The organism is Mycobacterium scrofulaceum, from assembly GCF_002086735.1.
GTDB classification, from domain to species: Bacteria; Actinomycetota; Actinomycetes; order Mycobacteriales; family Mycobacteriaceae; genus Mycobacterium; species Mycobacterium scrofulaceum.
This window is the reverse complement of the sequence record NZ_MVIJ01000002.1, coordinates 62,634-87,301: the sequence shown is the minus strand read 5'-3', so window position 1 is coordinate 87,301 and position 24,668 is coordinate 62,634. Positions and strand designations below refer to the sequence as shown.

Genomic DNA, 24,668 nt, shown 5'->3' with positions numbered 1-24,668 from the left:
GGAGGGCCCGTCCCCGCGCTGCGTACTATCAACGACCGTGCCAGTCAGCCACCCCCCTGTGAATTACGGCGAGTTCCCCAGCCTGCGCTGCGAAGTGGGCGACGACGGCATCCTGACGCTGGTGCTCGACGCCCCGGGCCTCAATTCGGTCGGGCCGCAGATGCATCGCGACCTCGCCGACATCTGGCCGGCGATCGCCCGCGACCCCGACGTGCGCGTGGTGCTGGTCCGCGGCGAAGGCAAGGCCTTCTCCTCCGGCGGCAGCTTCGACCTGATCGCCGAGACGATCGGCGACTACGAGGGCCGGATCCGCATCATGCGGGAAGCCCGCGACCTGGTGCTCAACATGGTCAACTTCGACAAGCCCGTCGTCTCGGCGATCCGGGGACCCGCGGTCGGCGCGGGCCTGGTGGTGGCCCTGCTCGCCGACGTCTCGGTCGCGGGCCGCACCGCGAAGCTGATCGACGGGCACACCAAGCTGGGCGTGGCCGCGGGCGACCACGCCGCGATCTGCTGGCCGCTGCTGGTCGGGATGGCCAAGGCCAAGTACTACCTGCTCACCTGCGAGACGCTGCTGGGCGAAGAGGCCGAGCGCATCGGCCTGGTGTCCACCTGCGTCGACGACGACGACGTCCTTGCCACGGCGACGCGGATCGCCGAGGATCTGGCGCGCGGCGCGCAGAACGCCATCCGCTGGACCAAGCACAGCCTCAACTACTGGTACCGCATGTTCGCGCCCGCCTTCGACACCTCGCTCGGTCTGGAGTTCCTCAGCTTCAGCGGCCCCGACGTGCAGGAAGGCCTGGCCGCGCACCGCGAGAAGCGGCCGGCCCGCTTTACCGGCGGAAACGCCCCCTGAGCAGGGTCGATATCCCTCGATGAGGTCTGGTAACGGCTTGGTAGCGGTCGGCGCGCCTGATTCCGCGTGTCGGCCGATAGGTCTACCGTCGGACCCTGTGACTCGTGCCGTGCCAACCCAGGACGGCCGGGATGAACAGGAGCGGCGCCAAGTGACCTCAGCTGAACCGGAGCCATTCCGCGAGGCGGTAGCGTCGATGAACGCCGTCACCGTGCGGCCGGAGATCGAGCTGGGCCCCATCCGCCCGCCCCAGCGCCTGGCGCCCTACAGCTACGCGCTGGGGGCCGAGGTGAAGCATCCCGACCGTGAAATCGTCCCCGAGCGGTCCGACGGCGACGCCTTCGGCCGCCTGATCCTGCTCTACGACCCGGAGGGCGCCGACGCGTGGGACGGCACCATCCGGCTGGTCGCCTACATCCAGGCCGATCTGGATTCCACCGAGGCCGTCGACCCCCTGCTGCCGGAGGTGGCGTGGAGCTGGCTGGTCGACGCGCTGGAGTCCCGGATGGAGCAGGTCACCGCACTCGGCGGCACCGTCACCGCCACCACGTCGGTGCGCTACGGCGACATCTCCGGGCCACCGCGCGCCCACCAGCTGGAGCTGCGGGCGTCGTGGACAGCGACCACGCCGCAAGTCGGCGTCCACGTCGAGGCCTTCTGTGAGGTACTGGAACACGCGGCGGGCCTGCCGCCGACGGGCGTCACGGATCTGAGTTCGCGGTCACGCGCCTGACATGTGCGAACCGGAGGCCCACGGGTCCGACGGCGCCGCGCCCGACAGCGCCGAAACCCAGCCCACCCCGCTGCTGCACCCGGCCGAAGGGATCCCGGACCTTTCGGTGACCGTGGGCGAGATCGAGGCGGCCGCAGAGCTGTTGGGCCGGGGCCGCGGCCCGTTCGCGGTGGACGCCGAGCGGGCGTCGGGTTTTCGCTATTCCAACCGGGCTTACCTGATTCAGATCCGGCGGGCCGGCGCCGGCACCGTGCTCATCGACCCGGTCAGCCACGACGCCGACCCGCTCGAGGCGCTCCGGCCCGTCGCTGAGGTGCTGAACGAAGACGAATGGATCCTGCATTCCGCCGACCAGGACCTGCCCTGCCTGGCGGAGGTCGGCCTGCGGCCCCCGGCGCTGTACGACACCGAGCTGGCCGGGCGGCTGGCCGGGTTCGAACGGGTGAACCTGGCGACCATGGTGGAGCGGCTGCTGGGTTCGGGGTTGGCCAAGGGCCACGGGGCGGCCGATTGGTCCAAGCGTCCGCTGCCCGACGAGTGGCTCAACTACGCGGCACTCGATGTGGAGCTGCTTATCGAGCTGCGCGCCGCGATCGCCGACGTGCTGGCCCAGCAGGGCAAAACCGGCTGGGCCGCAGAGGAATTCGACTATCTGCGCGAGGCGGGTTCCCGGGACCCCGGCGCGGCGGCGCGACCGGACCGGTGGCGCCGCACGTCGGGGATCCACCGGGTGCGCGACCAGCGCGCCCTGGCCGCGGTGCGCGAACTGTGGTTGACCCGCGACCGGATCGCCCAGCGCCGCGACATCGCGCCGCGACGCATCCTGCCGGACTCGGCCATCATCGAGGCCGCCCTCGCCGACCCGAAGACGATCGAGGACCTCACCGCGCTGCCGGTGTTCGGTGGGCGCAACCAGCGCCGCAGCGCCGCAACCTGGCTTGGGGCGCTGCAAGCCGCCCGGCAGACCAAGAATCCGCCGGCGGACGCCGAACCGCCGAACGGGCCCCCGCCGCCGGCGCGGTGGGGCAGGCGCAAACCCGAGGCCGCCGCGCGGCTGGAGGCGGCGCGGGCGGCGCTCTCGGAGGTGTCGGAGCGGGTCAACGTCCCCACCGAGAACCTGGTGTCGCCCGACCTGGTGCGGCGGCTGTGCTGGGACTGGGAGGCCGCGCCCGACCCCTTCGAGGCGGTCGAGACGTTTCTGCGCGCCGGGCAGGCGCGGCCGTGGCAGCGGGAATTGGTGGACCCGGTGCTGGCGCGGGCGCTGCAGCCGCCCGACGACGACGCCGCCGACTAGTGTCGCGGCGCGCCACGCCGAATGTGCAACCAGTGCGAAAAATCGCGCTCAGAATCGCGCTGAGTTCACACTCGGCGAAGGCCCGGCGACGACGCCGCCGGCTAGTCGAGGTGCTCGCGGATCTCCGCTTCGGTGACCGCGCTGCCCAGCGCGGCGACCCAGCCGGTGATGCGGCGGGCCACGTCCTGATCCGTCAACCCCAGGTCGGCCAGCAGCTCGCCCCGCGAGGCATGCTCGTAGAACCGCTGCGGCAGGCCGACGTCGCGGCACGGGATGTCGATCTCCGCGCGCCGCAGGGCCGCGGAGACCGCCGACCCGACGCCGCCGTTGACCCCGTTGTCCTCGCACGTCACGACGAGCTTGTGCTGCGCCGCGAGCTCGACGACCCCGTCGGATACCGGCAGCGCCCAGCGCGGGTCGATAACCGTCACGCCGATCCCCTGGTTGTGCAGGCGTTTGGCGGCCTCCAGAGCCATCGGGACGAACGCGCCGACGCCCACCAACAGCACGTCGTGATTGAGCCCGGCGGCCGGCACGGCCAGCACGTCGAGCGCCGAGATGCCGGTGCCACGTCGCTCGATCGCCGGAATATCTTCGCCCACATCACCTTTGGGGAACCGCAGCGCCGTCGGACCGTCGTTGACGTCCAGGGCCTCACCGAGCTCCTCGCGCAACCGGGTGGCGTCGCGGGGCGCCGCCACCCGCATGCCGGGCACGATGCCCAGCATCGACATGTCCCACATGCCGTTGTGGCTGGCACCGTCCGAGCCGGTGATCCCGGCGCGGTCGAGCACCATGGTGACGGGCAGCTTGTGCAGCGCGACGTCCATCATGATCTGGTCGAAGGCCCGGTTGAGGAACGTCGAGTAGATGGCCACCACCGGGTGCATGCCGCCCATCGCCAGGCCGGCCGCCGACGTCATCGCGTGCTGCTCGGCGATGCCGACGTCGAACAGGCGGTCCGGGAACCGTTGCCCGAACGCGCTCAGCCCGGTCGGGCCGGGCATGGCCGCGGTGATCGCCACGATGTCGCGGCGTTTGGTGGCGTAACCGATGAGCGCGTCGGAGAAGGTGGCGGTCCAGCCGGGCCCGGCGACCTTGGTGGCCTGCCCGGTGACCGGGTCGATGACGCCGCACGAATGCATCTGCTCGGCCTCGTCGTCCTCGGCCGGGGCGAAACCCATGCCCTTGCGCGTGACGACGTGCACGATCACCGGCCGGCCGAAGCCACGGGCGTGGCGCAGTGCCATCTCCACCGCGCGTTCGTCGTGGCCGTCGACCGGGCCCACGTACTTCAGCCCGAGGTCGGTGAACAGCAACTGCGGCGACAGCGAGTCCTTGATGCCGGCCTTCACGCTGTGCATGAACCGGTACGCCAGGTTGCCGAAGAACGGCAGCGAGCGCACCGCGTCGCGGCCCCTCTCCAGGGCCTGCTCGTACGCCGGCTGCAGGCGCAGGGTGGCCAGATGGTCGGCGACGCCGCCGATGGTGGGCGCGTAGCTGCGGCCGTTGTCGTTCACCACGATGATCACCGGGCGCTGCGACGCGGCGATGTTGTTCAGCGCCTCCCAGCACATGCCGCCGGTGAGGGCGCCGTCGCCGACCACTGCGACGACGTGCCGGTTGCGGTGACCGGTCAGCTCGAAGGCCTTGGCGAGGCCGTCGGCGTATGACAGCGCCGCGCTGGCGTGGCTGGACTCCACCCAGTCGTGTTCGCTCTCGGCGCGCGACGGATAGCCCGACAGCCCGCCCTTTTTGCGCAGGCTCTCGAAGTCCTGGGCGCGTCCGGTCAGCATCTTGTGGACGTAGGCCTGATGGCCGGTGTCGAAGACGATCGGGTCATGGGGCGAGTCGAACACCCGATGCAGGGCAAGCGTCAGTTCGACCACGCCGAGGTTGGGCCCGAGGTGCCCACCCGTGGCTGCGACCTTGTGGATCAGGAACTGGCGAATCTCGGCGGCCAGTTCGCGCAGCTGCTGCCCGGACAGGTGTTGCAGATCAGCGGGCCCGCGGATCTGTTCCAGCATCCCGATAGTCTACGCAGCGGCCGCCCGGCACAGCAGGGAAGCGACCGGAGGTGGCGGCCTACGGCGGGCCGAAGAGTTCGGCCAGGGTGTCGCGAAGTTCGGGATCCGCCAGGACGACGACCTCGTCACCGGCTTGGAGTTCGGTGTCGCCCCGCACCGGCACCAGGCCGGTGGTGCGGACCACGATGCTGACCCAGATGTCACCGACCCGGTCGCCGAGCCCCTCGACCGTGCACCCCTCGATGGCGGCCCCCTTCGCAACGCTGAAGCGATGGACCCCCTCGGGTTCGTCCGCGAGCCGGACACCGATCTCCCACGGCCGGGTCTCCACGGTGCGCATCGGCAGCTGCAGCAGGCTCGCCACGCCGGGCACCGCGCTGCCCTGCACCAGCACCGAGAAGATCACGACGACGACCACGATGCCGTACAGGCGTTCGGCGTTGGGGACGTGCGCGGCGCGCAGCAACTCGCCGAGCAGGATCGGCACCGCCCCCTTGAGGCCGGCGAACAGTATGAAGACGCGTTCGTTTCGCCTCAGCCGCACACCGAGCAGGCAGGCACCCACCGCCAGCGGACGAATCAGCGCGGTCAGGGCCACCGCGAGGGCGAGCCCGGGAATCCACACGTCGGAGTGGATGAGCACGTTGAGGTCGACGGTCAGGCCCAGCACGACGAACGCGACGATTTCGGCCAGGCCGGCCAGGGCGGCGTGGAAGCGCTTGATCTCCGGCTTGTAGGGCGCGCGGGCGTCGCCGATCACGATGCCGGCGACGAACACTGCCAGAAATCCCGAGCCGTGCGCCAGCGTGGCGATGCCGTACAGCATCAGGCAGGACGCCAGGGTTCGCAGCGGGTAGAGGCCTTCGCTGGGCAGTGCCACGCGGCGCATGAAGACGAGCAGCGCGCGGCCACCGACCACCCCGACGGCCAGGCCGATCGCCATCTGCAAAGCGAATTGGGTTCCCACGCTGGCGAACCCGGCCGCGCTGAGGGCACCGGCGGCGACCAGGCTGGACATCAGCGAGATGCCGACCGGGTCGTTGGCGCCGGACTCGCCTTCCAGAATGGTGCTGCTGCGACCCCTGATCTCGCGTTTGCCCAGGACCGAGAAGACCACCGCCGGGTCGGTGGGGGCCACCGCGGTCGCGACGAGCACCGCGGGGAACCAGCTGATCCCGCATGCGTAGTGCAGCATCAGCGCGGCGCCGGCGGCGGTCAGGGCGGTGCCCAGGACGCCGAGCGAGAGGATGGGGGCGACCGCCCTGCGGAAACGGGCGGGCCCGATGTGCATGCCGCCGTCGAACAACACCAGCACCAGCGCGATGGTGATGACCCGCTCCACCATCCGCTCCGACGGCGGCTGCACCGCGGGCACGGCGCGCACCGCGACCGCCGCTCCGACCAGCACGAGCAGGGGCACCGGAATCTTGATCCGCTCGGTGAGCCGGCTCGCCAGCACCGCGATCAAACCGACGGCGCTGGTGAACAAGACCATCAGCGCGTAACTGACAGTCTCGTTCACGACGGCCGCAATTCCAGACGGCTGACGGGCGACTCGACGGTCGCGGCCCGCTCTTCGGTGGAAGGCACCCAAGCCTTTCGGTCGGTCGACAGGGACATCGAGGACATCGCCGACCAGACTTCCCGGCACACCGCGACGGAGTCTAACCGCTCGCGGCGGAACACACCCGCGGCGGCGTTGCGGCCGGGGGCGACCGGTGGGCTACCGGGTGAGCAGCGCGACGCATTCGGTGTGGTGGGTGAGCGGAAACGCGTCGAACACCTTGATCTTCTCGACGGCATAGCCGTGGCCACGGTAGAGGCCGACGTCGCGCGCGAAAGACGCCGCCTCGCAACCGATGTGCACCACCCGCGGAACGCCGGCGGCGGCCAGCAGGTCGATGATGTCGCGCCCGGCGCCCGCCCGCGGCGGATCCAGCACGGCCACATCGGCGCTCGACCGTTGCGCGCCGAGCGCCCGGCGCACGGAGTCGGTGACGACCTGCACCTGGGGCAGGTCGTCCAGCGCGGCGCGCGCCGAGCGCGTGGCGGCGCGCGAGGTGTCGACGCTCAGCACCCGCCCCGACTCGCCGACCGCCGCGCCCAGCGCCGCGGCGAAGACACCCGCGCCGCCGTAGAGGTCCCACGCCGTCGCGCCGGCGCGGGGCTCCGCCCAGTCGGCGACCAGCCGGCTGTACACCCCGGCGGCGCCGCGGTGCGCCTGCCAGAAGGCGGTCACCGGGATCTGCCAGCTGCGCGCGCCCACCCGTTGCACCGCCTCGTAGCCGCCCTCCACCACCTTGGTCGCGGTCCGCTTGCCCTGCCGCAGGGTGCGCACCACATGCCGCGCGCCGTCGTCGTCGACGACGACGTGCAAGTGGGCGGTGGCCGGCCAGTCGGATTCGGCGAGCCCGTCGAGCATGCCGGCCGGTAGCTGCGCGCAGCGCAGGTCGGTCACCAGCTCGTCGCTGTGATACCGGTGGAAGCCCGGGCGACGGTCCGCGCCCACATCGAGCCGCACGCGGGTCCGCCAGCCCGTCGGCCCGGCGTCCGACAGCGGTTCGGCCTCGCCGTCCCAGCGGTGTCCGCCCAATCGCTCCAACTGATTGGCCACCACTTGCGCCTTGAGCGTGCGGGCCGCCTCGGGCGTGGCGAACGCCACGTCGCAGCAGCCGGCGCCGCCCACCCCGGCGATCGGGCACAGCGACGCGATGCGGTCGGGCGCCGGCTCGAGCACCTCGACAACCTCGGCGTGCCAATAAGATCCGCGGTCGGCGGTGACCCGCACCCGTACCCGCTCACCCGGCAATGCGTAGCGGACGAACACCACGCGCCCTTCGTGGTGCGCCACGCAGCTGCCGCCGTTGGCCGGGGCGCCGGTGACCAACGTCAATTCCCCGTGGGGGGCCGTCACCTCGTCGGGTGCGCGGGTCGATTCCGGTGTCAATCGAAGATTCCCCGTCGGGCGTCACCGGGGGCCACGTGCGGTTGCAATGTCCTGCGCCGTTCCGACGAAGTCAATTGCCACGGAACCGAAGTCACCATCACGCCCGGCATGAACAGCAGCCTGCCCTTGAGCCGAAGCGCACTCTGGTTATGCAACACCTGCTCCCACCAGTGACCCACCACGTATTCGGGGATGAACACCGTGACGACGGTGCGCGGTGACTCTTCCCGCGCTCGCTTGACGTAATCCAGGACGGGCCGGGTGATCTCGCGATACGGCGAGGCGATCACCTTGAGGGGAACGCTGATATCGCTTTCCTCCCATTGATGGACCAGCTCGCGGGTTTCCCCGTCGTCGACGCTGACGGTGACGGCCTCCAACACGTCGGGCCGGGTCGCTCGCGCGTAGGCGAGGGCGCGCAGGGTCGGAAGGTGCAACTTCGACACGAGCACGACGGCGTGATTGCGGCTCGGCAGCACCATCTCGTTTTCCTGCTCGGCAGCCTGCTCGGCCAGCTCGTGATTCACCGAATCATAGTGCTTGCGAATCATTTTCATCACGACGAACAGCGCGCTCATGGCGACGATCGCGATCCACGCACCCACGAGGAATTTCGTGACGAGGACGATGATCAGGACGGCGCCGGTGGATATCAGGCCGATCGTGTTGACGACCCGCGAGCGCATCATCGTGCGCCGGACGCGGGGGTCGGTCTCGGTGCGCAGCAACCGCGTCCAGTGCCGGACCATTCCGATCTGGCTCAACGTGAACGAGATGAACACGCCGACGATGTAGAGCTGGATCAGCGCGCTCAACTCGGCACGGAACGCCACCACCGCCGCGACGGCCGCGGCCGACAAGAACAGGATCCCGTTGGAGAACGCCAACCGGTCGCCACGGGTGTGCAATTGGCGGGGCAGGTAGCTGTGCTGCGCCAGGACCGACCCGAGCACCGGGAAGCCGTTGAATGCGGTGTTGGCGGCCAAGACCAGAATGAGCGCGGTGACGCCGGCGATCAGCAGGAACCCGATGTGGAAGCTGCCGAACACCACCTGGGCCAGCTGCGCGACCAGAGTCTTCTGTTGATACCCGGGCGGGGCGCCCGTCAGCTGCGTGGCCGGATCGTCGACGAGCTGGACCCCGGTCTGCACGGACAACACGATCATGCCCATGAACATGCTCACCGCGATGATCCCGAGCATCAACAGGGTGGTGGCCGCGTTCCGCGACTTGGGTTTTTCGAACGCCGGCACCCCGTTGCTGATGGCCTCCACACCGGTCAGTGCCGCGCAGCCCGAGGAGAACGAGCGGGCCACCAGGAAGGCCAGCGCGAACCCGACGACCTTGCCGTGTTCGGCGTGCATCTGAAATCCCGCCGACTCGGCCCGCAGCGGGTCGTCCAACACGAAGATCCGGAACAAGCCCCATACGATCATGCAGGCGATCCCGACGATGAACGCGTAGGTCGGGATGGCGAACGCCAGACCGGATTCGCGCACCCCGCGCAGGTTCATCGCCATGATCGCCAGGGTGGCGACGACCGCGAAGAACACCTTGTGGTCATAGACGAACGGGATGGCAGAGCCGATGTTCGACATGGCCGACGAGATGGAAACGGCAACCGTCAGAACGTAATCCACCATCAGGGCGCTGGCGACCACGAGGCCGGCGGTGTCGCCGAGGTTGGTGGTGACGACCTCGTAGTCGCCCCCTCCGGACGGGTAGGCGTGCACATTCTGCCGGTAGCTGGACACCACGATCAGCAGGACGGCCGCGACGGCGAGGCCGATCCAGGGCGCCATGGCGTAGGCGGCCAGCCCGGCCACCGACAGCATCAGGAAGATCTCCTCGGGCGCGTAGGCCACCGACGACATCGCGTCGGAGGCGAACACCGGCAAGGCGATCCGCTTGGGCAACAGGGTGTGGCTCAGTCGGTCGCTGCGAAACGGCCGGCCGATCAGCAACCGACGCGCTGCGGTTGAAAGTTTGGACACGAGAGCCAAGAGTAAGCCCACAGGGGTCTGGCGGTAGCTTCGTAGGCGAGAATGTTTGCCGACCCGGATCGGCCCGCCCGGCATGGGGTTGCCGATTCGGAAGGCAGGACGCAGCCGAGAGGATCGGAAAGTGCGAGTAGTGGTGATGGGCTGCGGCCGCGTCGGTTCCTCGGTGGCGGACGGGCTGTCCCGGATCGGCCACGACGTCGCGGTGATCGACCGCGACAGCACCGCTTTCAACCGGCTCAGCCCGGAGTACGCCGGCGAACGGGTCTTGGGGCAGGGATTCGACCGGGACGTCTTGCTGCGGGCCGGCATCGAGGAGGCGGACGCGTTCGCCGCCGTGTCATCCGGGGATAACTCGAACATCATCTCGGCGCGGCTGGCCCGGGAGACCTTCGGTGTCAAGCGCGTCGTCGCCCGGATCTACGACGCCAAGCGCGCCGAGGTCTACGAGCGCCTCGGCATCCCCACGATCGCCACCGTGCCGTGGACCACCGACCGCCTGCTCAACGCGCTGCTGCGAGACACCGAGACCGCCAAGTGGCGGGACCCGACCGGCACGGTCGTCGTCGCCGAGGTCGTCCTGCACGAGGAGTGGATCGGCCATCGGATAACCGATCTCGAGCAGGCCACCGGCGCCCGCGTCGCGTTCCTGATCCGGTTCGGGGCCGGCGTCTTGCCGGAGCCGAAGACGGTGATCCAGGCCGGCGATCAGATCTATGTCGCCGCGATCTCCGGCCGCGCCGCCGAGGCCGTGGCCATCGCGGCCCTGCCACCCAGCGAAGAACTCGGTTAAGGAGCGGCGAAATGAAGGTAGCTGTCGCCGGGGCCGGCGCGGTCGGCCGCTCCGTCAGCCGCGAACTCATCGGCAACGGACACGACGTGACGCTCATCGAGCGCAACCCCGACCACGTCGACGTCGACGCGATCCCCGCGGCACACTGGCGGCTCGGCGATGCCTGCGAGCTGAGCCTGCTGGAGTCGGTGCACCTGCAGGAGTTCGACGTGGTGGTGGCGGCGACCGGCGACGACAAGGCCAACGTCGTGCTCAGCCTGCTGGCCAAGACCGAATTCGCGGTGCCCAGGGTGGTGGCCCGGGTCAACGACCCCCGCAACGAATGGTTGTTCACCGACGCGTGGGGCGTGGACGTGGCGGTGTCCACGCCGCGCATGCTGGCCTCGCTCATCGAAGAGGCCGTCGCCGTCGGTGATCTGGTGCGGCTCATGGAATTCCGCAGGGGGCAGGCCAACCTGGTGGAGATCACCCTGCCCGACGACACTCCCTGGGGGGGTAAGCCGGTGCGCCGGCTTCAACTGCCCCGGGACGCCTCGCTGGTCACGATCCTGCGCGGCCCGCGGGTGATCGTGCCCGAGGCGGACGAGCCGCTGGAAGGCGGCGACGAGCTGCTCTTCGTCGCGGTCGCCGACGCCGAGGAGGACCTGCGCAAGCTGCTGCTGCCGGACGGCCCCGCGCTGACGGACTAGTCCGACTAGTCGCCGACGGGGCGGGCCTCGACCTGAACCCCGGTGTCGCCGGCGGGCGGAACGGCCCGCTGCACAGACTTGATCGCCGCGTAGGTCACCAATGCGGCCGCCACGGTCAGCGGCCACCCCATCGCGATGCGCGCGACCGCCAGCCAACCGGTTTGGTTGGCGTCGTAGAGCAGGCGCTGGACGACGAATCGGGCGGCGAAGACCAGCACCCAGCAGAGCGAGGCGATGTCGAACGCGTACACCGCCCGGGGCACCTCGCGCCAGGCGCGGCCGCGCCCGCTGGCCCAGCTCCACACGTAGCCGACCAGGGGCCGGCGGATGACGACCGACGCCGCGACGACCACCGCCCACAGCAGCGACATCCAAATGCCAAGCAGGAAATAGCCCTTGGACTCCCCCACGACGTAGGCGACCAGCGCGCAGATGGCGACGCCGAAGAACCCGGAGAACGCCGGCTGGGGGGAATCCCGCCGAATCAGCCGCCACAGCAAGACCAGTGCGGCCACCGCCACCGCGGACGCGATCGCCATCAACAAACCCGAGACGCTCGACGCGATGACGAAGACCACGACGGGCAGCGACGAATAGATGACGCCGCTGACCCCGCCCGCCTGTGCCAGGAGCCGTTCCGGGGTGATGCGGCCGGTGGCCGCGGGTTCGGTGGAGCCCGACTCGTGCGGTTGCCGGCCCGACCCCCGATCGCCGGGACGCGTCACCGCTGAATTTCGTAGTGCGGGTTGTAGATGGCCTTGGCCCCGTTCTCCAGCTTGCCCAGCCGGCCCCGCACCCGCAGCTTGCGGCCGGAGTCGATGCCGGGTATCCGGCGCTGGCCCAACCAGACCAGGGTCACGGTGTCGCTGCCGTCGAACAACTCGGCGCGGACACCGCCCGCACAGGCCTTGCCGTTACATTCCACGCTGCGCAGCGTGCCGACCATCGTGACCTCTTGGCCACGCTCACAATCGATCGCCCGATGCGCGCCGGTGCTCGCGACCTCGTCGGACAACTCCTCGGAGTCGCGTTGCTCCGGCGTCTCCGTCAAGCGACGGGTGAGCCGGCGCAGATACCCTTGGGCCCCCATGGCCCCTCCTGACAATGCCGATAAGCCTTGGCGCTTCCATTTACGCCAACGGACACCGTAGACCTGTTGGTTCCCATGCGCCAACCGACTCAAACACCCATGTTGGAGCGCGGCCGAACGCCGGGGCACTATCGGGGGGTGGCTGTCGATCTGCGGGGTGTCAGCACCGTGTTGTTGCCCGGCACGGGGTCCGACGACGACTACGTCGAGCGGGCGTTCTCGGGTCCGTTGCGCCAGGTCGGCGCCCTTCTCGTGGCCCCGCCGCCGCGGCCGGATCGGTTGATCGACGGCTACGTGTCCGCGCTGGACGCCGCCGCGCGGACGGGCCCGATCGCGGTCGGCGGAGTGTCGATCGGCGCGGCCGTGGCGGTCGCCTGGGCGCTGGCCCACGCGGACAAGGTGGTCGCCGTCCTGGCGGCGCTGCCGGCCTGGGCCGGGCCGCCGGACGGGGCGCCCGCGGCCCTGGCGGCGCGGCATACGGCGGCACAGTTGCGCGCGGACGGGCTGGAGGTGACGACCGGCCAGATGCGGGCGTCCAGCCCGCCGTGGCTGGCCGACGAACTGGCCCGTTCCTGGCGCGGCCAATGGCCGCAGCTGCCCGGCGCGATGGACGAGGCCGCCGCCTACGTCGCCCCGACCCACGCCGAGCTGGCGCGGCTGGCCGCGCCGCTGGGCGTCGCGGCCGCGGTCGACGACCCCGTCCACCCGCTGCGGGTGGGGGTGGAATGGGTGGGCGCCGCGGCGCGCGCGGCGCTGCGGACGGTGACGCTCGATCAGATCGGCGCGGACCCCGCCGCGCTCGGCGCGGCCTGCCTGGCCGCCCTCGCCGACGCGAGCTGAGCCCCCGGTCAGCCGCCGGTGGTGGTGCGCAGCTGCTGCATGGCCGAGCCGTCGGCGCTGCGGCGCGCCGCGGGCTCGTCGGCGCCCTGCTGCGCCTCCTCGTGTTGCTGCGCCTGCTGGGCGGCGGCGGCTTCCCGCAGCTGCTGCGCCATCGGCTCGGGCAGCTGGACGGTCAACGGCGTGCGCACCGGAAGCGGTGTGTCACCGCGGCGAACCACGGTGTCGGCCAACGCTGCTCGCGCCTCCTGCTCGAGCGCCTCCATGGTCTCGTGCGGACCGTTGATCACGCAACGGATCATCCAGCGATAGCCGTCGACACCTATGAAGCGCACCGCACCGGAGGCGGAGCCGACCACCTCGCGGCCCCACGGCCCGTCCTTGATGCTGACTTTGGCCGAGTCCTGGCGCAGCGAATCGGCGAGCTCGGCGGCCACTTCCCGCCACAGGCCGCCCGTCTTGGGCGCCGCGTAGGCGGCGATGGTGAAGCGCCCGTTGGGCGTGACCACCCACACGGCGCTCGGGACCCCGGTCTCGGTCAGTTCGACCTGCAGCTGGCCGGCCTCCGGCATGGGGATGAGCACCGAGCCCAGGTCCAGGCGCGCCAGCTCCGCGACCGACGGGTCGTCGAAATCGTCGATGTCGAACGGGCCCTCGAGTTCTTCGATCTCGTCGGAGGCCTCGTCGCCGGGTGGTGCCACGGCGTCGCCCGCCGCCGGGTCGGGCTGACCGACACCGGTCTCGTCGTTGCGTGAGCGCTTACCGAATGCAGCCATCAGCGCCGCCCCTCCTCATCGCTTCGTCCCCGCGGGCGGGCGGTAGCCCCACCGCATCGCCACCGGCGCGCATCACAGGCTCGCATGCCCGCCGGAGGAGCCGTGGCCGCCGTCGCCACGGGATGTTTCGGCCAGGCCGGCCTCGTCGAACGACGACACCTCGACCAGGTCGACCAGCTCGACCCGCTGCACCAGCAGCTGGGCGATGCGGTCGCCACGATGCACCACGATGGGCTCGGCCGGATCGAGATTGATCAGTGCGACCTTGATCTCGCCGCGATAGCCCGCGTCGATGGTGCCCGGGCTGTTGACGATCGAAAGTCCCACGCGCGAGGCCAACCCCGAGCGCGGGTGAACGAGCCCGACCATCCCGAATGGAATCGCGACGGCCACGCCCGTGCGGACCAGGGCGCGCCGCCCCGGTTCCAGCTTGAGGTCTTCCGCGCTGTAGAGATCCACCCCGGCGTCACCCTGGTGGGCACGGGTGGGCAGCGGAAGCTCGGGATCGAGGCGGACGATGGCCAGACTGGTCGACACGGGGCCACAGATTACCCTTGACTGCGTGTCCGGTACGCGCGTCGCGCCGCACAGTCTGCGATATCGCGAACGACTGTGGGTGCCCTGGTGGTGGTGGCCGCTGGGCTTCGGGCTGGCGGGCCTCATCGCTTTCGAAGTCAACATGGGTGTCGCCCCCGGACCGACGTGGCTGCCGTACGCAACGCTGTTCGCCGTCGCGGCCGGGGCGCTGTGGTGGCTGGGCCGCGTCGAGATCCGGGTCACCGCCGATCCGAAGGTCCCGGGAGGGGTGGAGCTGTGGGCCGGCGAGGCGCACCTGCCGGTCACCGCGATCGCCCGATCCGCAGCGGTAGCCCCGTCGGCCAAGTCCGCGGCCCTGGGCCGCCAGCTCGACCCGGCGGCGTTCGTCCTGCACCGGGCATGGGTCGGTCCGATGGTCCTGGTCGTCCTCGACGATCCGGACGACCCGACGCCGTACTGGCTGGTGAGCTGCCGCCACCCGGAGCGGGTGCTATCGGCATTGCGCAGCTGACCTCGAAACCGATCAGGCCGCGCAGTCGGTACAGATCATCAAGCCGTTCTTCTCGCTGGCCAACCGGCTGCGGTGTTGCACCAGGAAGCAACTCGAGCAGGTGAACTCGTCAGCCTGCTTCGGAATGACTCGCACGGACAGTTCTTCCCCGGACAGGTCGGCGCCGGGCAGCTCGAAAGACTCAGCGGTTTCGGATTCGTCGACGTCGACGACGGCCGAGGCCGCCTCGTTGCGTCGGGCTTTGAGCTCCTCCAGCGAATCTTCCGAGACGTCGTCCGTCTCGGTGCGCCGTGGAGCGTCATAGTCGGTAGGCATATCTCTTCCCCTGCCCTATTGCCTCTGCATGCCCTCGTAATCTCAGGCATCGCTTTGTACCAGCGTCGAACGCATCCACCAAACGATTCGTGCCCGTATCGTGGGCCGTTAATGTGTGATTTACGTCACACGCCCATCTTGGCCCTTGCGTTCGCCTTTGAACAGTGCGTTTCTCGTGCGATTAGAGTGCACCTGTGGTCGCACAAATCACCGAGGGTACCGCGTTCGACAAGCACGGCCGGCCCTTCCGGCGGCGCAATCCCCGGCCCGCCATCGTGGTGGTGGTTTTCCTCGTCGTGGTGACGGCCGTGGTGTGGACGATCGCGCTGACCAGGCCCGCGAAGGTGCACGAGGTGGCGGTGTGCAACCCGCCGCCGAAGGCGGATGGATCGGCGCCGGCTCAGCTCGGCGAGCAGGTCTCGCGAAGCGCGATGATGGATGTCACACCCGCCAAACTCAGCGACACCAAGGTCCGGGTGCTCAACGCCAGCGGCCGAGGCGGACAAGCCGGCGACGTCGCGGGCGCGCTCAAAGACCTCGGCTTCGCTGCGCCCGCCGCCGCCAACGACCCGCTGTATGCCGGCGCCCGGCTCACCTGTCAGGGCGAGATCCGGTTCGGTACCGCCGGGCAGGCCACCGCGGCCGCGGTGTGGCTGGTGGCGCCGTGTATGGAGCTGTTCAACGACAGCCGCGCCGACGACTCCGTCGACCTGGCGCTGGGCACGGACTTCACCGCGCTGGCCCACAACGACGACATCGACGCCGTACTGGCCACCCTGCGCCCCGGCGCCACCGAGCCGTCGGACCCGGCGCTGCTCACCAAGATCCACTCCAGCAGCTGCTGACCGACGTCAGTCGAGAATCGGGTCCAGGCCGTCGATTTCGTCCAGCGCGGCCAGTAGCTCGTCGGCGATTCCCGGGGCGGCCGCCAGCACCAGCCCGGCACCCTCGACGTCGCGCGGCGGCAACGAGACCCGCGCCCCCGCCTCGGCCGCGATCAGCGCGCCCGCGGCGCAATCCCACGGCTGCAGGCCGTGCTCGTAGAACGCGTCGAGCCGGCCCGCCGCGACCATGCACAAGTCCAGCGCGGCCGAACCGATCCGGCGGACGTCGCGGACCACCGGCAGCAGCCGCGCCAACAGCTCCGCCTGCGCGGCCCGACGCTGCCGGGAGTAACCGAAACCGGTGCCCAGCAACGCCATTGACAAATCGTCGACCTCGGCACATCGCAACGGGTTGACGCCCCGCTCGTCGACGACGTGCGCGCCCAGCCCGACCGCGGCCGAGTACACCCGGCCACCGACGACGTCGGCGACCGCCCCCGCCACCGACACGCCGTCGACTTGCACGCCGACCGACACCGCGTACGCCGGAATGCCGTAGACGAAGTTCACCGTGCCGTCGATGGGGTCGAGCACCCAGGTGATCGCGTCCACTGGCGTGGCCGCCGGATCGGCCGGGCCACCGCCCTCCTCCCCGAGAATCGGGTCACCGGGCCGCAATTCGGCCAGCCGGTCCCGCAGCAGGCGCTCCGTCTCGGTGTCGACGACGGTCACCGGATCGGTGGGGGTGCTCTTCGACCGCACCGCGCCGTCGCCGGGGGATGTCGAGCTCGCCCCGGCCGCGCCGAACACCTCTGCGCGCCGGCGCCGCACGAACGCGGCGGCCTCGGAGGCCAGCGACTCGGCCACCGCGCGCAACCGGTCGGGGTCGTCGTCTCCTCGGGTCACGGGTCTATCGCATCACAACCGCCACGGCCCCGCAGATACCCCTTAGCCACCACCACGCCGGGCTAAGGTGGGCGCACAGCCCAAGGACCCGCAGGAGCTTCGATGACCAGCACCGACTCGACTACGGACACGCCCGCCGCCGGCGCGGCCGTCGGCACACCACAGCGTCGGGGTTTCGGCATCGACGTCGGCGGCAGCGGCATCAAGGGCGGCATCGTCGACATGGACACCGGGCAGCTGATCGGCGAGCGGATCAAGCTGTTGACCCCGCAACCCGCGACCCCCCAGGCGGTCGCCAAGACCATCGCCGAGGTCGTCAACGCGTTCGGCTGGACCGGTCCGCTCGGGGTGACCTATCCGGGGGTGGTCACCCACGGTGTGGTCCAGACGGCGGCCAACGTCGACAAATCGTGGATCGGCACCAACGCGCGCGACATCATCAGCGCCGCGCTGGACGGCCAGGACGTCACGGTGCTCAACGATGCGGACGCCGCCGGGCTGGCCGAGGAGCACTACGGGGCGGGCAGGAACCAGTCCGGCCTGGTCGTGTTGCTGACGTTCGGCACCGGGATCGGCTCCGCGGTGATTCACAACGGCGTGCTGATCCCCAACACCGAGTTCGGGCATCTCGAGGTCGGCGGTAAGGAAGCCGAACTGCGCGCGGCCTCGTCGGTCAAAGAGCGGAACGGCTGGAGCTACGAGAAGTGGGCCAAGCAGGTCACCCGGGTGCTGGTGGCCATCGAGAATGCGGTCTGGCCGGACCTGTTCATCGCCGGCGGCGGCATCAGCCGCAAGGCCGACAAATGGCTACCGCTGCTGGAAAACCGCACCCCGGTGGTGGCTGCGGCCCTGCTCAACACCGCCGGAATAGTCGGCGCCGCCATGGCCTCGACCTCGGACGTGACCCACTGATTTTCGCCCGGCAGAGCCGTTCGGCGGGGCACTGTCGTTACAATGGTCATCGGCGACCGCCCGACCGATAGCGTGCAGATACCCACGCTGATCCAACGCCGACATCGACATAGCAGACACTTTCGGTTAACCATGCCCATTACCCACCGAAGGTGAGTCCAAACGAAGGGGTGTAAGTGGCAGCGACCAAGGCAAGCCCGGCAACCGACGCGCCGGTGAAACGGACCGCCACGAAGTCTCCGTCCGCCCCCGCCAAGCGCCCTGCGGCCAAGGCCGCCCACGGCGCCGCCCCGGCCAAGCGCGCCGCCAAGGCGCCCGCGCCCGCGCGCACCGCCAAGTCCGAGGCCGACGCCGAGGCCGGCGCCAAGAAGCCCCGCGCCGCCAAGGCCCCGTCGGGTCGCGGGACCAAAGCGGCCAAGGGCGCCCCGGCGGACGCCGACGTGGACGTCGAGGTCGTGGAAGATCTCGACGACGCGGAGCTCGACGCCGAGCCCGGTGAAGACCTCGAGATCGACGCCGGCGACCTGAGCCTCGACGACCTCGAGGACGACGTCGCGGCCGACGGCGAGGACGCCGACATCGACCCGGCCGACTCCGAGGACGCCGAGGAAGGGGGGGCCGCCCCGGCCGCCGTCGCGGCCCCCGAGGCCGCCGCCGACGACGAGGAAATCGCCGAGCCCTCCGAAAAGGACAAGGCTTCCGGGGATTTCGTCTGGGACGAAGACGAGTCCGAGGCGCTGCGCCAGGCGCGCAAGGACGCCGAACTCACCGCCTCCGCGGACTCGGTTCGCGCCTACCTCAAGCAGATCGGCAAGGTGGCGCTGCTCAACGCCGAGGAAGAGGTCGAGCTGGCGAAGCGGATCGAGGCCGGCCTGTACGCCACGCAGCTGATGGCCGAGATGGCCGAGCGCGGCGACAAGCTGCCCGCCGCCCAGCGCCGCGACATGATGTGGATCTGCCGCGACGGCGATCGCGCGAAAAACCATCTGCTCGAAGCCAACCTGCGCCTGGTGGTATCCCTGGCCAAGCGCTACACCGGCCGCGGCATGGCGTTCCTGGACCTCATCCAGGAAGGAAACCTGGGCCTGATCCGCGCGGTCGAGAAGTTCGACTACACCAAGGGCTACAAGTTCTCCACCTATGCGACGTGGTGGATCCGCCAGGCCATCACCCGCGCCATGGCCGACCAGGCCCGCACCATCCGCATCCCGGTGCACATGGTCGAGGTGATCAACAAGCTGGGCCGCATCCAGCGCGAGCTGCTGCAGGACCTGGGCCGCGAACCCACGCCCGAAGAGCTGGCCAAGGAAATGGACATCACGCCCGAAAAGGTGCTGGAGATCCAGCAATACGCCCGGGAGCCGATCTCGCTGGACCAGACGATCGGCGACGAGGGCGACAGCCAGCTGGGTGACTTCATCGAGGACAGCGAAGCCGTGGTGGCCGTGGACGCGGTGTCGTTCACCCTGCTGCAGGACCAGCTGCAGTCGGTGCTGGAAACCCTCTCCGAGCGCGAGGCCGGCGTGGTACGGCTGCGCTTCGGCCTCACCGACGGCCAGCCCCGCACCCTCGACGAGATCGGCCAGGTGTACGGGGTCACCCGCGAGCGCATCCGTCAGATCGAATCCAAGACGATGTCAAAGCTGCGCCACCCCAGCCGTTCCCAGGTCCTGCGGGACTACCTCGACTAAGCACCCGGCGCCTGTCATCGCGGAACCCGTTGCCGCGCAACCTCGTTGACCTCGTCGCCGAAAATGCGTCGCGCCGGCCGCGGCGTCGTCGTACGGTGAGGCGCATGGCAGCCAACCGCACACTGGTCTCCTCGGAATCGGAGTTCGAGGACACCGTCGGCTATTCGCGTGCCGTTCGGGTCGGCCCGCACGTGTCGGTTGCCGGAACGACCGGCGCCGGCCCGGCGACGGACGTCGCCGCACAGACCCGAGACGCCCTGCGCCGCATCGAGACTGCGCTGGGGCGGGCGGGGGCGGCGCTCACCGACGTGGTCCGCACCCGCGTCTACGTCACCGACATCTCCCGTTGGCGCGAGGTCGCGGCGGTGCACGCGGAGGTCTTCGGAACCATCCGTCCCGCGGCGACGATGGTGGAGGTGTCGGCCCTGATCGCGCCCGAGCTGCTGGTCGAGATCGAGGCCGATGCCTACGTCGACCCCCCGGCCGCCGGGAACGTCCCGTCGGGCCCGGGCCGGTAATCGGTGACCCGAATCACCGCGCCGACGGGCAGCGGACCGTACAGGTGCGGGAACAGCATCGACTCCGGATCCGTTGCTACCCCTGGCTCCCAACGAACTTCGGAGTTCAGCCGCGCCGGGTCGATGTGCAGCAGCACCAGGTCGTCGCGCCCCCGGTAGAGACGGTTGGCGGGCAGGTGGACCTGCCCGGGCGCCGAAAGATGAATGAAGCGGCCGCCGCCCGACGCGTCGGGACGGATCTCGCCGGCGGCGCGGGCACCGAACCACTCGTCGCGCCCGCACAGATGTACCAGCAGGTCAGGAGCGAAAGTCACAAGTGATCACTGTAGAGAGCCTTCCGCAACGAAACGTTTACACGCCGTGAGAAACGACACACCCGATAACGATCGGGGAACAACGCGAAAACCCCATACGTCTGAGAGAGTGAATAAAAGCAAGAACGGAGAAGCCATGAATGCAACTCTGACCAGTCCCGAGCTCACCCGTGCGGACCGCTGCGACCGCTGCGGTGCCGCCGCTCGAGTCCGCGCCACGCTGCCTTCAGGAGCCGAGCTTCTCTTCTGCCAGCATCACGCCAACGAGCACGAGGCCAAGCTGACCGAGCTGTCCGCCGTCCTGGAGGTCAGCGGAAGCTAGGTCGGCCAACTCACCCGTCGCCAATGTGGGCGACGGGGCCAGTCTTCGGTAATGCTGGACGGGTATGAGCGATCAAGTCGCAAAACCGTCCCGCCATCACATCTGGCGACTCAGTCTGAGGACCCTCGCGAAAAGCTGGGATGACTCCATCTTTTCCGAGTCCGCGCAGGCGGGTTTCTGGTCGGCGCTGTCGCTTCCGCCGCTGCTGCTCGGGATGCTCGGGAGCCTGGCCTACGTGGCGCCACTGTTCGGCCCGGACACGTTGACGGCGATCGAGAAGAGCATCATCTCGGCGATCCGCAGCTTCTTCTCCCCCAGCGTCGTCAACGAGATCATCGAGCCGACCATCCGCGACGTCACCGCCAACGCGCGGGGCGAGGTGGTGTCGGTGGGCTTCCTGATCTCGATGTGGGCCGGTTCGTCGGCCATCTCGGCGTACGTCGACGCGGTGGTGGAGGCGCACGACCAGACCCCGTTGCGGCATCCCGTGCGGCAGCGGCTGTTCGCCCTGTTCCTGTACGTGGTGATGCTGGTGTTCGTGGTGTGCGCCGCGCCGGTGTTGGTGGTGGGCCCACGCAAGGTGAGCGAACACATCCCGTACGACCTGGCCAACGTCCTGCGCTACGGCTATTACCCGGTGCTGATCCTCGGCCTGCTGGTGGGGGTGGTCATCCTGTACCGGGTCGCCCTGCCCGAACCGCTGCCGACGCACCGGCTGCTCTTCGGCGCGGTGCTGGCCACCGCGGTCTTCCTGATCGCCACGCTGGGCCTGCGGATCTACCTGGGGTGGATCACCAGCACCGGCTACACCTACGGCGCGCTGGCCACCCCGATCGCGTTCCTGTTGTTCGCGTTCTTCGGCGGCTTCGCCGTCATGCTGGGGGCCGAACTCAACGCCGCGATCCAAGAGGAGTTCCCGGCGCCGAAGACGCACGCCCACCGGTTGCGCAAATGGCTGCAAGCCCGCATCGCCGCGCCGAAGCGGGCCGCGGGGGCACCACCGGAGCCGGCGCCCCCCGACAACGCCGTGACGGCCGAGCCGTCGGCGCCGATCTAGCCCTTCTTCATCCGGTCGTAGATCTGCTTGCAATCGGGGCAGACCGGCGAGCCCGGCTTGGCCGCCTTGGTGACGGGGAACACCTCCCCGCACAACGCCACCACGTGGTTCCCCATCACCGCGCTCTCGGCGATCTTGTCCTTCTTGACGTAGTGGAAGTATTTCGGCGTATCGCTGCCCGTCCCGTCGTCGACGCGTTCGTCGGTCTCGGTGCGTTCGATCGTCTGGGTTTGCATACCTGACATTGTGCCCCGTGACTCGCTTCTGCCGGAATCGGTCGATTGTGGGAGAGTGGAGAAATGAGGCGCGGCGAGCAATGAAGCGCGAGACCCAGTTGGGGTTCGACGATGATGGCAGGCCAGTCCTCATCACCGCCGCAGCACCCTCCTACGAGGAGCAGCATCGCGCTCGGGTCCGGAAGTACCTGACGCTGATGGCGTTCAGGATCCCGGCGCTGATTCTGGCCGCGCTGGCCTACGGCGCCTGGCACAACGGCCTGATCTCGCTGGCCATCGTGGCCCTCTCGATCCCGTTGCCGTGGATGGCGGTCCTGATCGCCAACGATCGGCCACCGCGCAGCGCCGACGAACCCCGCCGCTTCGACGATGCCGCGCGGCGCACCCCGCTGTTCCCCACCGCCCAGCGCCCGGCGCTGGAACCGCGCCGCCGCCCCCAGCCGGGATGGCCTCCCGGCCCGGGCGGCGACATCGTTTCCTAGCCGGTTCCCAGCCGAGCAGCGCATCGCCCCGACTTCTCAGGACATTCTCAGGTCGACGGCACATTCCTGCACGTCAAGACGTGTGAGATGACAGGGGGCCGGGAACTCTCAGGGCTGATCTGTCGTTGAACCCAATGACAGTACAAGCCGAACGGGAGGTCGCTATGGCGAACGCCAGCACGAGCAGATTTGATGGCGATCTGGATGCTCAAAGCCCCGCCGCGGACCTCGTGCGCGTTTATCTCAATGGCATCGGTAAGACGGCGCTGCTGAACGCGGCGGGCGAAGTTGAACTGGCCAAGCGCATCGAGGCCGGGCTCTACGCCGAGCACCTGCTCGAGACTCGCAAGCGCCTCGGCGAGAACCGCCGACGCGACCTCGAGGCCGTCGTGCGCGACGGGCAGGCCGCGCGCCGTCATCTGCTGGAGGCCAACCTGCGCCTGGTGGTGTCGCTGGCCAAGCGCTACACCGGCCGTGGCATGCCGCTACTGGACCTGATCCAGGAGGGCAACCTGGGCCTGATCCGGGCGATGGAAAAGTTCGACTACACAAAGGGTTTCAAGTTCTCCACCTACGCGACGTGGTGGATCCGTCAGGCCATCACCCGCGGCATGGCCGACCAGAGCCGCACCATCCGCCTGCCGGTGCACCTGGTCGAGCAGGTCAACAAGCTGGCGCGGATCAAGCGGGAGATGCACCAGAACCTGGGGCGCGAGGCGACCGATGAGGAACTGGCCGCCGAGTCCGGCATCGCCGTCGAGAAGATCAACGACCTACTCGAGCACAGCCGTGACCCGGTGAGCCTGGACATGCCGGTCGGCTCCGAAGAGGAAGCCCCGCTGGGCGACTTCATCGAGGACGCCGAGGCGATGTCCGCGGAGAACGCGGTGATCGCCGAGCTGCTGCACACCGACATCCGCAGCGTGCTCGCCACTCTCGACGAGCGCGAGCACCAGGTGATCCGGCTGCGCTTCGGCCTGGACGACGGCCAGCCGCGCACGCTGGACCAGATCGGCAAGCTGTTCGGCCTCTCGCGCGAGCGGGTCCGCCAGATCGAGCGGGACGTGATGTCCAAACTCCGCCACGGTGAGCGCGCCGACCGGCTACGGTCGTACGCAAGCTAGGACCCGGTAGATCTGCGGCGACCCGCGGCGCCCGGCCAACGCCGCGCTTGCGATCGCCGCCCGAGCCAGTAGCAAGACGGTATGCCCGCCGCGGACGCGGCGGGCATACTGCTTGTCGGGGAAGCGTTACACCCATTCACGCAGCCGGCCAAGTAGACTCGGCGGCGATGGAAGGTGCTGAATGAACGACCTGGTTGACACCACCGAGATGTACCTGCGGACCATCTACGACCTCGAAGAAGAGGGCGTGACGCCGCTGCGTGCCCGCATCGCCGAACGCCTCGAGCAGAGCGGGCCGACCGTCAGCCAAACCGTATCCCGCATGGAGCGCGACGGGCTGCTCCACGTCGCCGGCGACCGCCATCTCGAGCTCACCGACAAGGGCCGCGCGCTGGCCATCGCCGTCATGCGCAAGCACCGCCTCGCCGAACGATTGCTGGTCGACGTGATCGGCGTGCCATGGGAGGAAGTGCACGCCGAGGCATGCCGCTGGGAGCACGTGATGAGCGAGGACGTCGAGCGTCGGCTGGTGAAGGTCCTCAACCACCCGACCACCTCCCCCTTCGGCAATCCGATCCCCGGCCTGTTGGACCTGGGCGTGGGCCCGGATTCCGGCGCCGAGGACGCCGACCTCGTCAGGCTGACCGAACTGCCGCCCGGCTCGCCGGTGGCCGTGGTCGTGCGCCAGCTGACCGAACACGTGCAGGGCGACATCGACCTGATCACCCGCCTGAAGGACGCCGGCGTCGTCCCCAACGCTCGGGTGACCGTCGAGACCGGCCCCGCCGGCGTGACCATCGTCATCCCGGGGCACGAGAACGTCACCCTGCCGCACGAGATGGCGCACGCCGTCAAGGTGGAAAAGGTCTGATCG

Annotated in this window: 28 protein-coding genes; 16 read left to right on the top strand and 12 right to left on the bottom strand. The window is 69.6% G+C overall.

Going from position 1 to position 24,668, the window contains the following annotated elements; genetic code table 11:
- Nucleotides 1-37: 37 nt before the first annotated feature.
- The 3 genes from BST44_RS02465 (at nucleotide 38) to BST44_RS02455 (ending at nucleotide 2,886) form a co-directional block, all read left to right on the top strand.
- Nucleotides 38-859 carry an enoyl-CoA hydratase/isomerase family protein gene (locus tag BST44_RS02465; RefSeq protein WP_083174893.1) on the top strand — a complete coding sequence of 274 codons (822 nt, stop codon included), beginning with the start codon at nucleotides 38-40 and terminating at the stop codon, nucleotides 857-859.
- A gap of 151 nt (nucleotides 860-1,010) precedes the next feature.
- Nucleotides 1,011-1,592, top strand: coding sequence for a DUF3000 domain-containing protein (locus BST44_RS02460; protein WP_244184712.1), 582 nt, complete (start codon nucleotides 1,011-1,013; stop codon nucleotides 1,590-1,592).
- 1 nt (nucleotide 1,593) lies between these two features.
- Nucleotides 1,594-2,886 (top strand): HRDC domain-containing protein, encoded by a 1,293-nt coding sequence (locus BST44_RS02455; protein ID WP_083174891.1) that lies wholly within the window; start codon nucleotides 1,594-1,596, stop codon nucleotides 2,884-2,886.
- 101 nt (nucleotides 2,887-2,987) lie between these two features.
- Here the strand turns inward: BST44_RS02455 and dxs are convergent, their stop codons facing one another.
- From dxs to BST44_RS02435, 4 genes are all read right to left on the bottom strand, one after another.
- On the bottom strand, nucleotides 2,988-4,913 hold the full coding sequence (gene dxs / locus BST44_RS02450) for a 1-deoxy-D-xylulose-5-phosphate synthase (protein WP_083174889.1): 1,926 nt from the start codon (nucleotides 4,911-4,913) through the stop codon (nucleotides 2,988-2,990).
- Nucleotides 4,914-4,971: 58 nt separating this feature from the next.
- Nucleotides 4,972-6,435: a cation:proton antiporter domain-containing protein gene (locus BST44_RS02445; RefSeq protein WP_083174888.1), complete on the bottom strand. Its 1,464-nt coding sequence runs from the start codon at nucleotides 6,433-6,435 to the stop codon at nucleotides 4,972-4,974.
- 201 nt (nucleotides 6,436-6,636) lie between these two features.
- On the bottom strand, nucleotides 6,637-7,860 hold the full coding sequence (locus BST44_RS02440; RefSeq protein ID WP_439330689.1) for a class I SAM-dependent RNA methyltransferase: 1,224 nt from the start codon (nucleotides 7,858-7,860) through the stop codon (nucleotides 6,637-6,639).
- Complete coding sequence (locus tag BST44_RS02435; RefSeq protein ID WP_083174885.1) at nucleotides 7,857-9,854, bottom strand: APC family permease; 1,998 nt, start codon at nucleotides 9,852-9,854, stop codon at nucleotides 7,857-7,859. The genes BST44_RS02440 and BST44_RS02435 overlap by 4 nt, the downstream gene beginning before the upstream one ends.
- Before the next feature lie 130 nt (nucleotides 9,855-9,984).
- Between BST44_RS02435 and BST44_RS02430 the strand changes: the two genes are divergently transcribed.
- A complete protein-coding gene (locus BST44_RS02430) occupies nucleotides 9,985-10,653 on the top strand; it encodes a potassium channel family protein (RefSeq protein ID WP_007171599.1) in 669 nt (222 codons plus the stop codon).
- 11 nt (nucleotides 10,654-10,664) lie between these two features.
- Nucleotides 10,665-11,342 (top strand): potassium channel family protein, encoded by a 678-nt coding sequence (locus BST44_RS02425; RefSeq protein WP_083174883.1) that lies wholly within the window; start codon nucleotides 10,665-10,667, stop codon nucleotides 11,340-11,342.
- 5 nt (nucleotides 11,343-11,347) lie between these two features.
- On the opposite strand, the gene BST44_RS02420 is transcribed toward BST44_RS02425, so the two are convergent.
- Both BST44_RS02420 and BST44_RS02415 read right to left on the bottom strand, forming a co-directional pair.
- On the bottom strand, nucleotides 11,348-11,989 hold the full coding sequence (locus BST44_RS02420; RefSeq protein ID WP_083175091.1) for a DUF3159 domain-containing protein: 642 nt from the start codon (nucleotides 11,987-11,989) through the stop codon (nucleotides 11,348-11,350).
- 74 nt (nucleotides 11,990-12,063) lie between these two features.
- On the bottom strand, nucleotides 12,064-12,432 hold the full coding sequence (locus BST44_RS02415; protein WP_083174882.1) for an OB-fold nucleic acid binding domain-containing protein: 369 nt from the start codon (nucleotides 12,430-12,432) through the stop codon (nucleotides 12,064-12,066).
- Nucleotides 12,433-12,570: 138 nt separating this feature from the next.
- On the opposite strand from BST44_RS02415, the gene BST44_RS02410 reads away from it, so the two are divergent.
- On the top strand, nucleotides 12,571-13,272 hold the full coding sequence (locus BST44_RS02410; RefSeq protein ID WP_083175089.1) for a hypothetical protein: 702 nt from the start codon (nucleotides 12,571-12,573) through the stop codon (nucleotides 13,270-13,272).
- An 8-nt stretch (nucleotides 13,273-13,280) separates the two neighbouring features.
- On the opposite strand, the gene BST44_RS02405 is transcribed toward BST44_RS02410, so the two are convergent.
- Both BST44_RS02405 and dut read right to left on the bottom strand, forming a co-directional pair.
- Nucleotides 13,281-14,045, bottom strand: coding sequence for a DUF3710 domain-containing protein (locus BST44_RS02405; RefSeq protein WP_083174880.1), 765 nt, complete (start codon nucleotides 14,043-14,045; stop codon nucleotides 13,281-13,283).
- A 72-nt stretch (nucleotides 14,046-14,117) separates the two neighbouring features.
- Complete coding sequence (dut, locus tag BST44_RS02400) at nucleotides 14,118-14,582, bottom strand: dUTP diphosphatase (protein ID WP_083174879.1); 465 nt, start codon at nucleotides 14,580-14,582, stop codon at nucleotides 14,118-14,120.
- 25 nt (nucleotides 14,583-14,607) lie between these two features.
- Here dut and BST44_RS02395 point away from each other — a divergent pair, with 25 nt between their 5' ends.
- Nucleotides 14,608-15,093 carry a DUF3093 domain-containing protein gene (locus tag BST44_RS02395; RefSeq protein ID WP_083174877.1) on the top strand — a complete coding sequence of 162 codons (486 nt, stop codon included), beginning with the start codon at nucleotides 14,608-14,610 and terminating at the stop codon, nucleotides 15,091-15,093.
- Nucleotides 15,094-15,105: 12 nt separating this feature from the next.
- On the opposite strand, the gene BST44_RS02390 is transcribed toward BST44_RS02395, so the two are convergent.
- On the bottom strand, nucleotides 15,106-15,408 hold the full coding sequence (locus tag BST44_RS02390; protein ID WP_007171590.1) for a DUF4193 domain-containing protein: 303 nt from the start codon (nucleotides 15,406-15,408) through the stop codon (nucleotides 15,106-15,108).
- A gap of 194 nt (nucleotides 15,409-15,602) precedes the next feature.
- On the opposite strand from BST44_RS02390, the gene cei reads away from it, so the two are divergent.
- The gene (cei, locus tag BST44_RS02385; RefSeq protein WP_083174876.1) at nucleotides 15,603-16,253 is read left to right on the top strand and encodes an envelope integrity protein Cei; all 651 of its coding nucleotides are present in this window, start codon (nucleotides 15,603-15,605) and stop codon (nucleotides 16,251-16,253) included.
- Between the two features lie 6 nt (nucleotides 16,254-16,259).
- Here cei and BST44_RS02380 read toward each other — a convergent pair whose 3' ends face one another.
- On the bottom strand, nucleotides 16,260-17,138 hold the full coding sequence (locus tag BST44_RS02380; protein WP_083174874.1) for an inositol monophosphatase family protein: 879 nt from the start codon (nucleotides 17,136-17,138) through the stop codon (nucleotides 16,260-16,262).
- Nucleotides 17,139-17,240: 102 nt separating this feature from the next.
- Here BST44_RS02380 and ppgK point away from each other — a divergent pair, with 102 nt between their 5' ends.
- The 3 genes from ppgK (at nucleotide 17,241) to BST44_RS02365 (ending at nucleotide 20,259) form a co-directional block, all read left to right on the top strand.
- Nucleotides 17,241-18,050 carry a polyphosphate--glucose phosphotransferase gene (ppgK, locus tag BST44_RS02375; protein ID WP_083174873.1) on the top strand — a complete coding sequence of 270 codons (810 nt, stop codon included), beginning with the start codon at nucleotides 17,241-17,243 and terminating at the stop codon, nucleotides 18,048-18,050.
- A gap of 176 nt (nucleotides 18,051-18,226) precedes the next feature.
- A complete protein-coding gene (locus BST44_RS02370; protein ID WP_142274334.1) occupies nucleotides 18,227-19,741 on the top strand; it encodes an RNA polymerase sigma factor in 1,515 nt (504 codons plus the stop codon).
- Nucleotides 19,742-19,845: 104 nt separating this feature from the next.
- Nucleotides 19,846-20,259 carry a RidA family protein gene (locus BST44_RS02365; protein WP_083174871.1) on the top strand — a complete coding sequence of 138 codons (414 nt, stop codon included), beginning with the start codon at nucleotides 19,846-19,848 and terminating at the stop codon, nucleotides 20,257-20,259.
- On the opposite strand, the gene BST44_RS02360 is transcribed toward BST44_RS02365, so the two are convergent.
- Nucleotides 20,208-20,573, bottom strand: coding sequence for a DUF952 domain-containing protein (locus BST44_RS02360; protein WP_083174870.1), 366 nt, complete (start codon nucleotides 20,571-20,573; stop codon nucleotides 20,208-20,210). The two genes, BST44_RS02365 and BST44_RS02360, sit on opposite strands and share 52 nt — an antisense overlap.
- Nucleotides 20,574-20,709: 136 nt before the next feature.
- Here BST44_RS02360 and BST44_RS02355 point away from each other — a divergent pair, with 136 nt between their 5' ends.
- Together BST44_RS02355 and BST44_RS02350 are read left to right on the top strand one after the other, a co-directional pair.
- A complete protein-coding gene (locus BST44_RS02355) occupies nucleotides 20,710-20,895 on the top strand; it encodes a DUF7455 domain-containing protein (RefSeq protein ID WP_007171575.1) in 186 nt (61 codons plus the stop codon).
- Nucleotides 20,896-20,959: 64 nt separating this feature from the next.
- Nucleotides 20,960-21,952, top strand: coding sequence for a YihY/virulence factor BrkB family protein (locus BST44_RS02350; protein ID WP_083174868.1), 993 nt, complete (start codon nucleotides 20,960-20,962; stop codon nucleotides 21,950-21,952).
- Here the strand turns inward: BST44_RS02350 and BST44_RS02345 are convergent.
- Nucleotides 21,949-22,188, bottom strand: a complete 240-nt coding sequence (locus BST44_RS02345) for a DUF3039 domain-containing protein (RefSeq protein ID WP_064879665.1) — start codon at nucleotides 22,186-22,188, stop codon at nucleotides 21,949-21,951. The two genes, BST44_RS02350 and BST44_RS02345, sit on opposite strands and share 4 nt — an antisense overlap.
- A gap of 80 nt (nucleotides 22,189-22,268) precedes the next feature.
- Between BST44_RS02345 and BST44_RS02340 the strand changes: the two genes are divergently transcribed.
- From BST44_RS02340 to BST44_RS02330, 3 genes are all read left to right on the top strand, one after another.
- Nucleotides 22,269-22,670, top strand: a complete 402-nt coding sequence (locus tag BST44_RS02340) for a DUF3099 domain-containing protein (protein ID WP_083174867.1) — start codon at nucleotides 22,269-22,271, stop codon at nucleotides 22,668-22,670.
- A gap of 134 nt (nucleotides 22,671-22,804) precedes the next feature.
- A complete protein-coding gene (sigB, locus tag BST44_RS02335) occupies nucleotides 22,805-23,794 on the top strand; it encodes a sigma-70 family RNA polymerase sigma factor SigB (protein ID WP_083174865.1) in 990 nt (329 codons plus the stop codon).
- Nucleotides 23,795-23,975: 181 nt separating this feature from the next.
- The gene (locus tag BST44_RS02330; RefSeq protein ID WP_065473127.1) at nucleotides 23,976-24,665 is read left to right on the top strand and encodes an iron-dependent transcriptional repressor DtxR; all 690 of its coding nucleotides are present in this window, start codon (nucleotides 23,976-23,978) and stop codon (nucleotides 24,663-24,665) included.
- The last annotated feature ends 3 nt before the right edge of the window (nucleotides 24,666-24,668 follow it).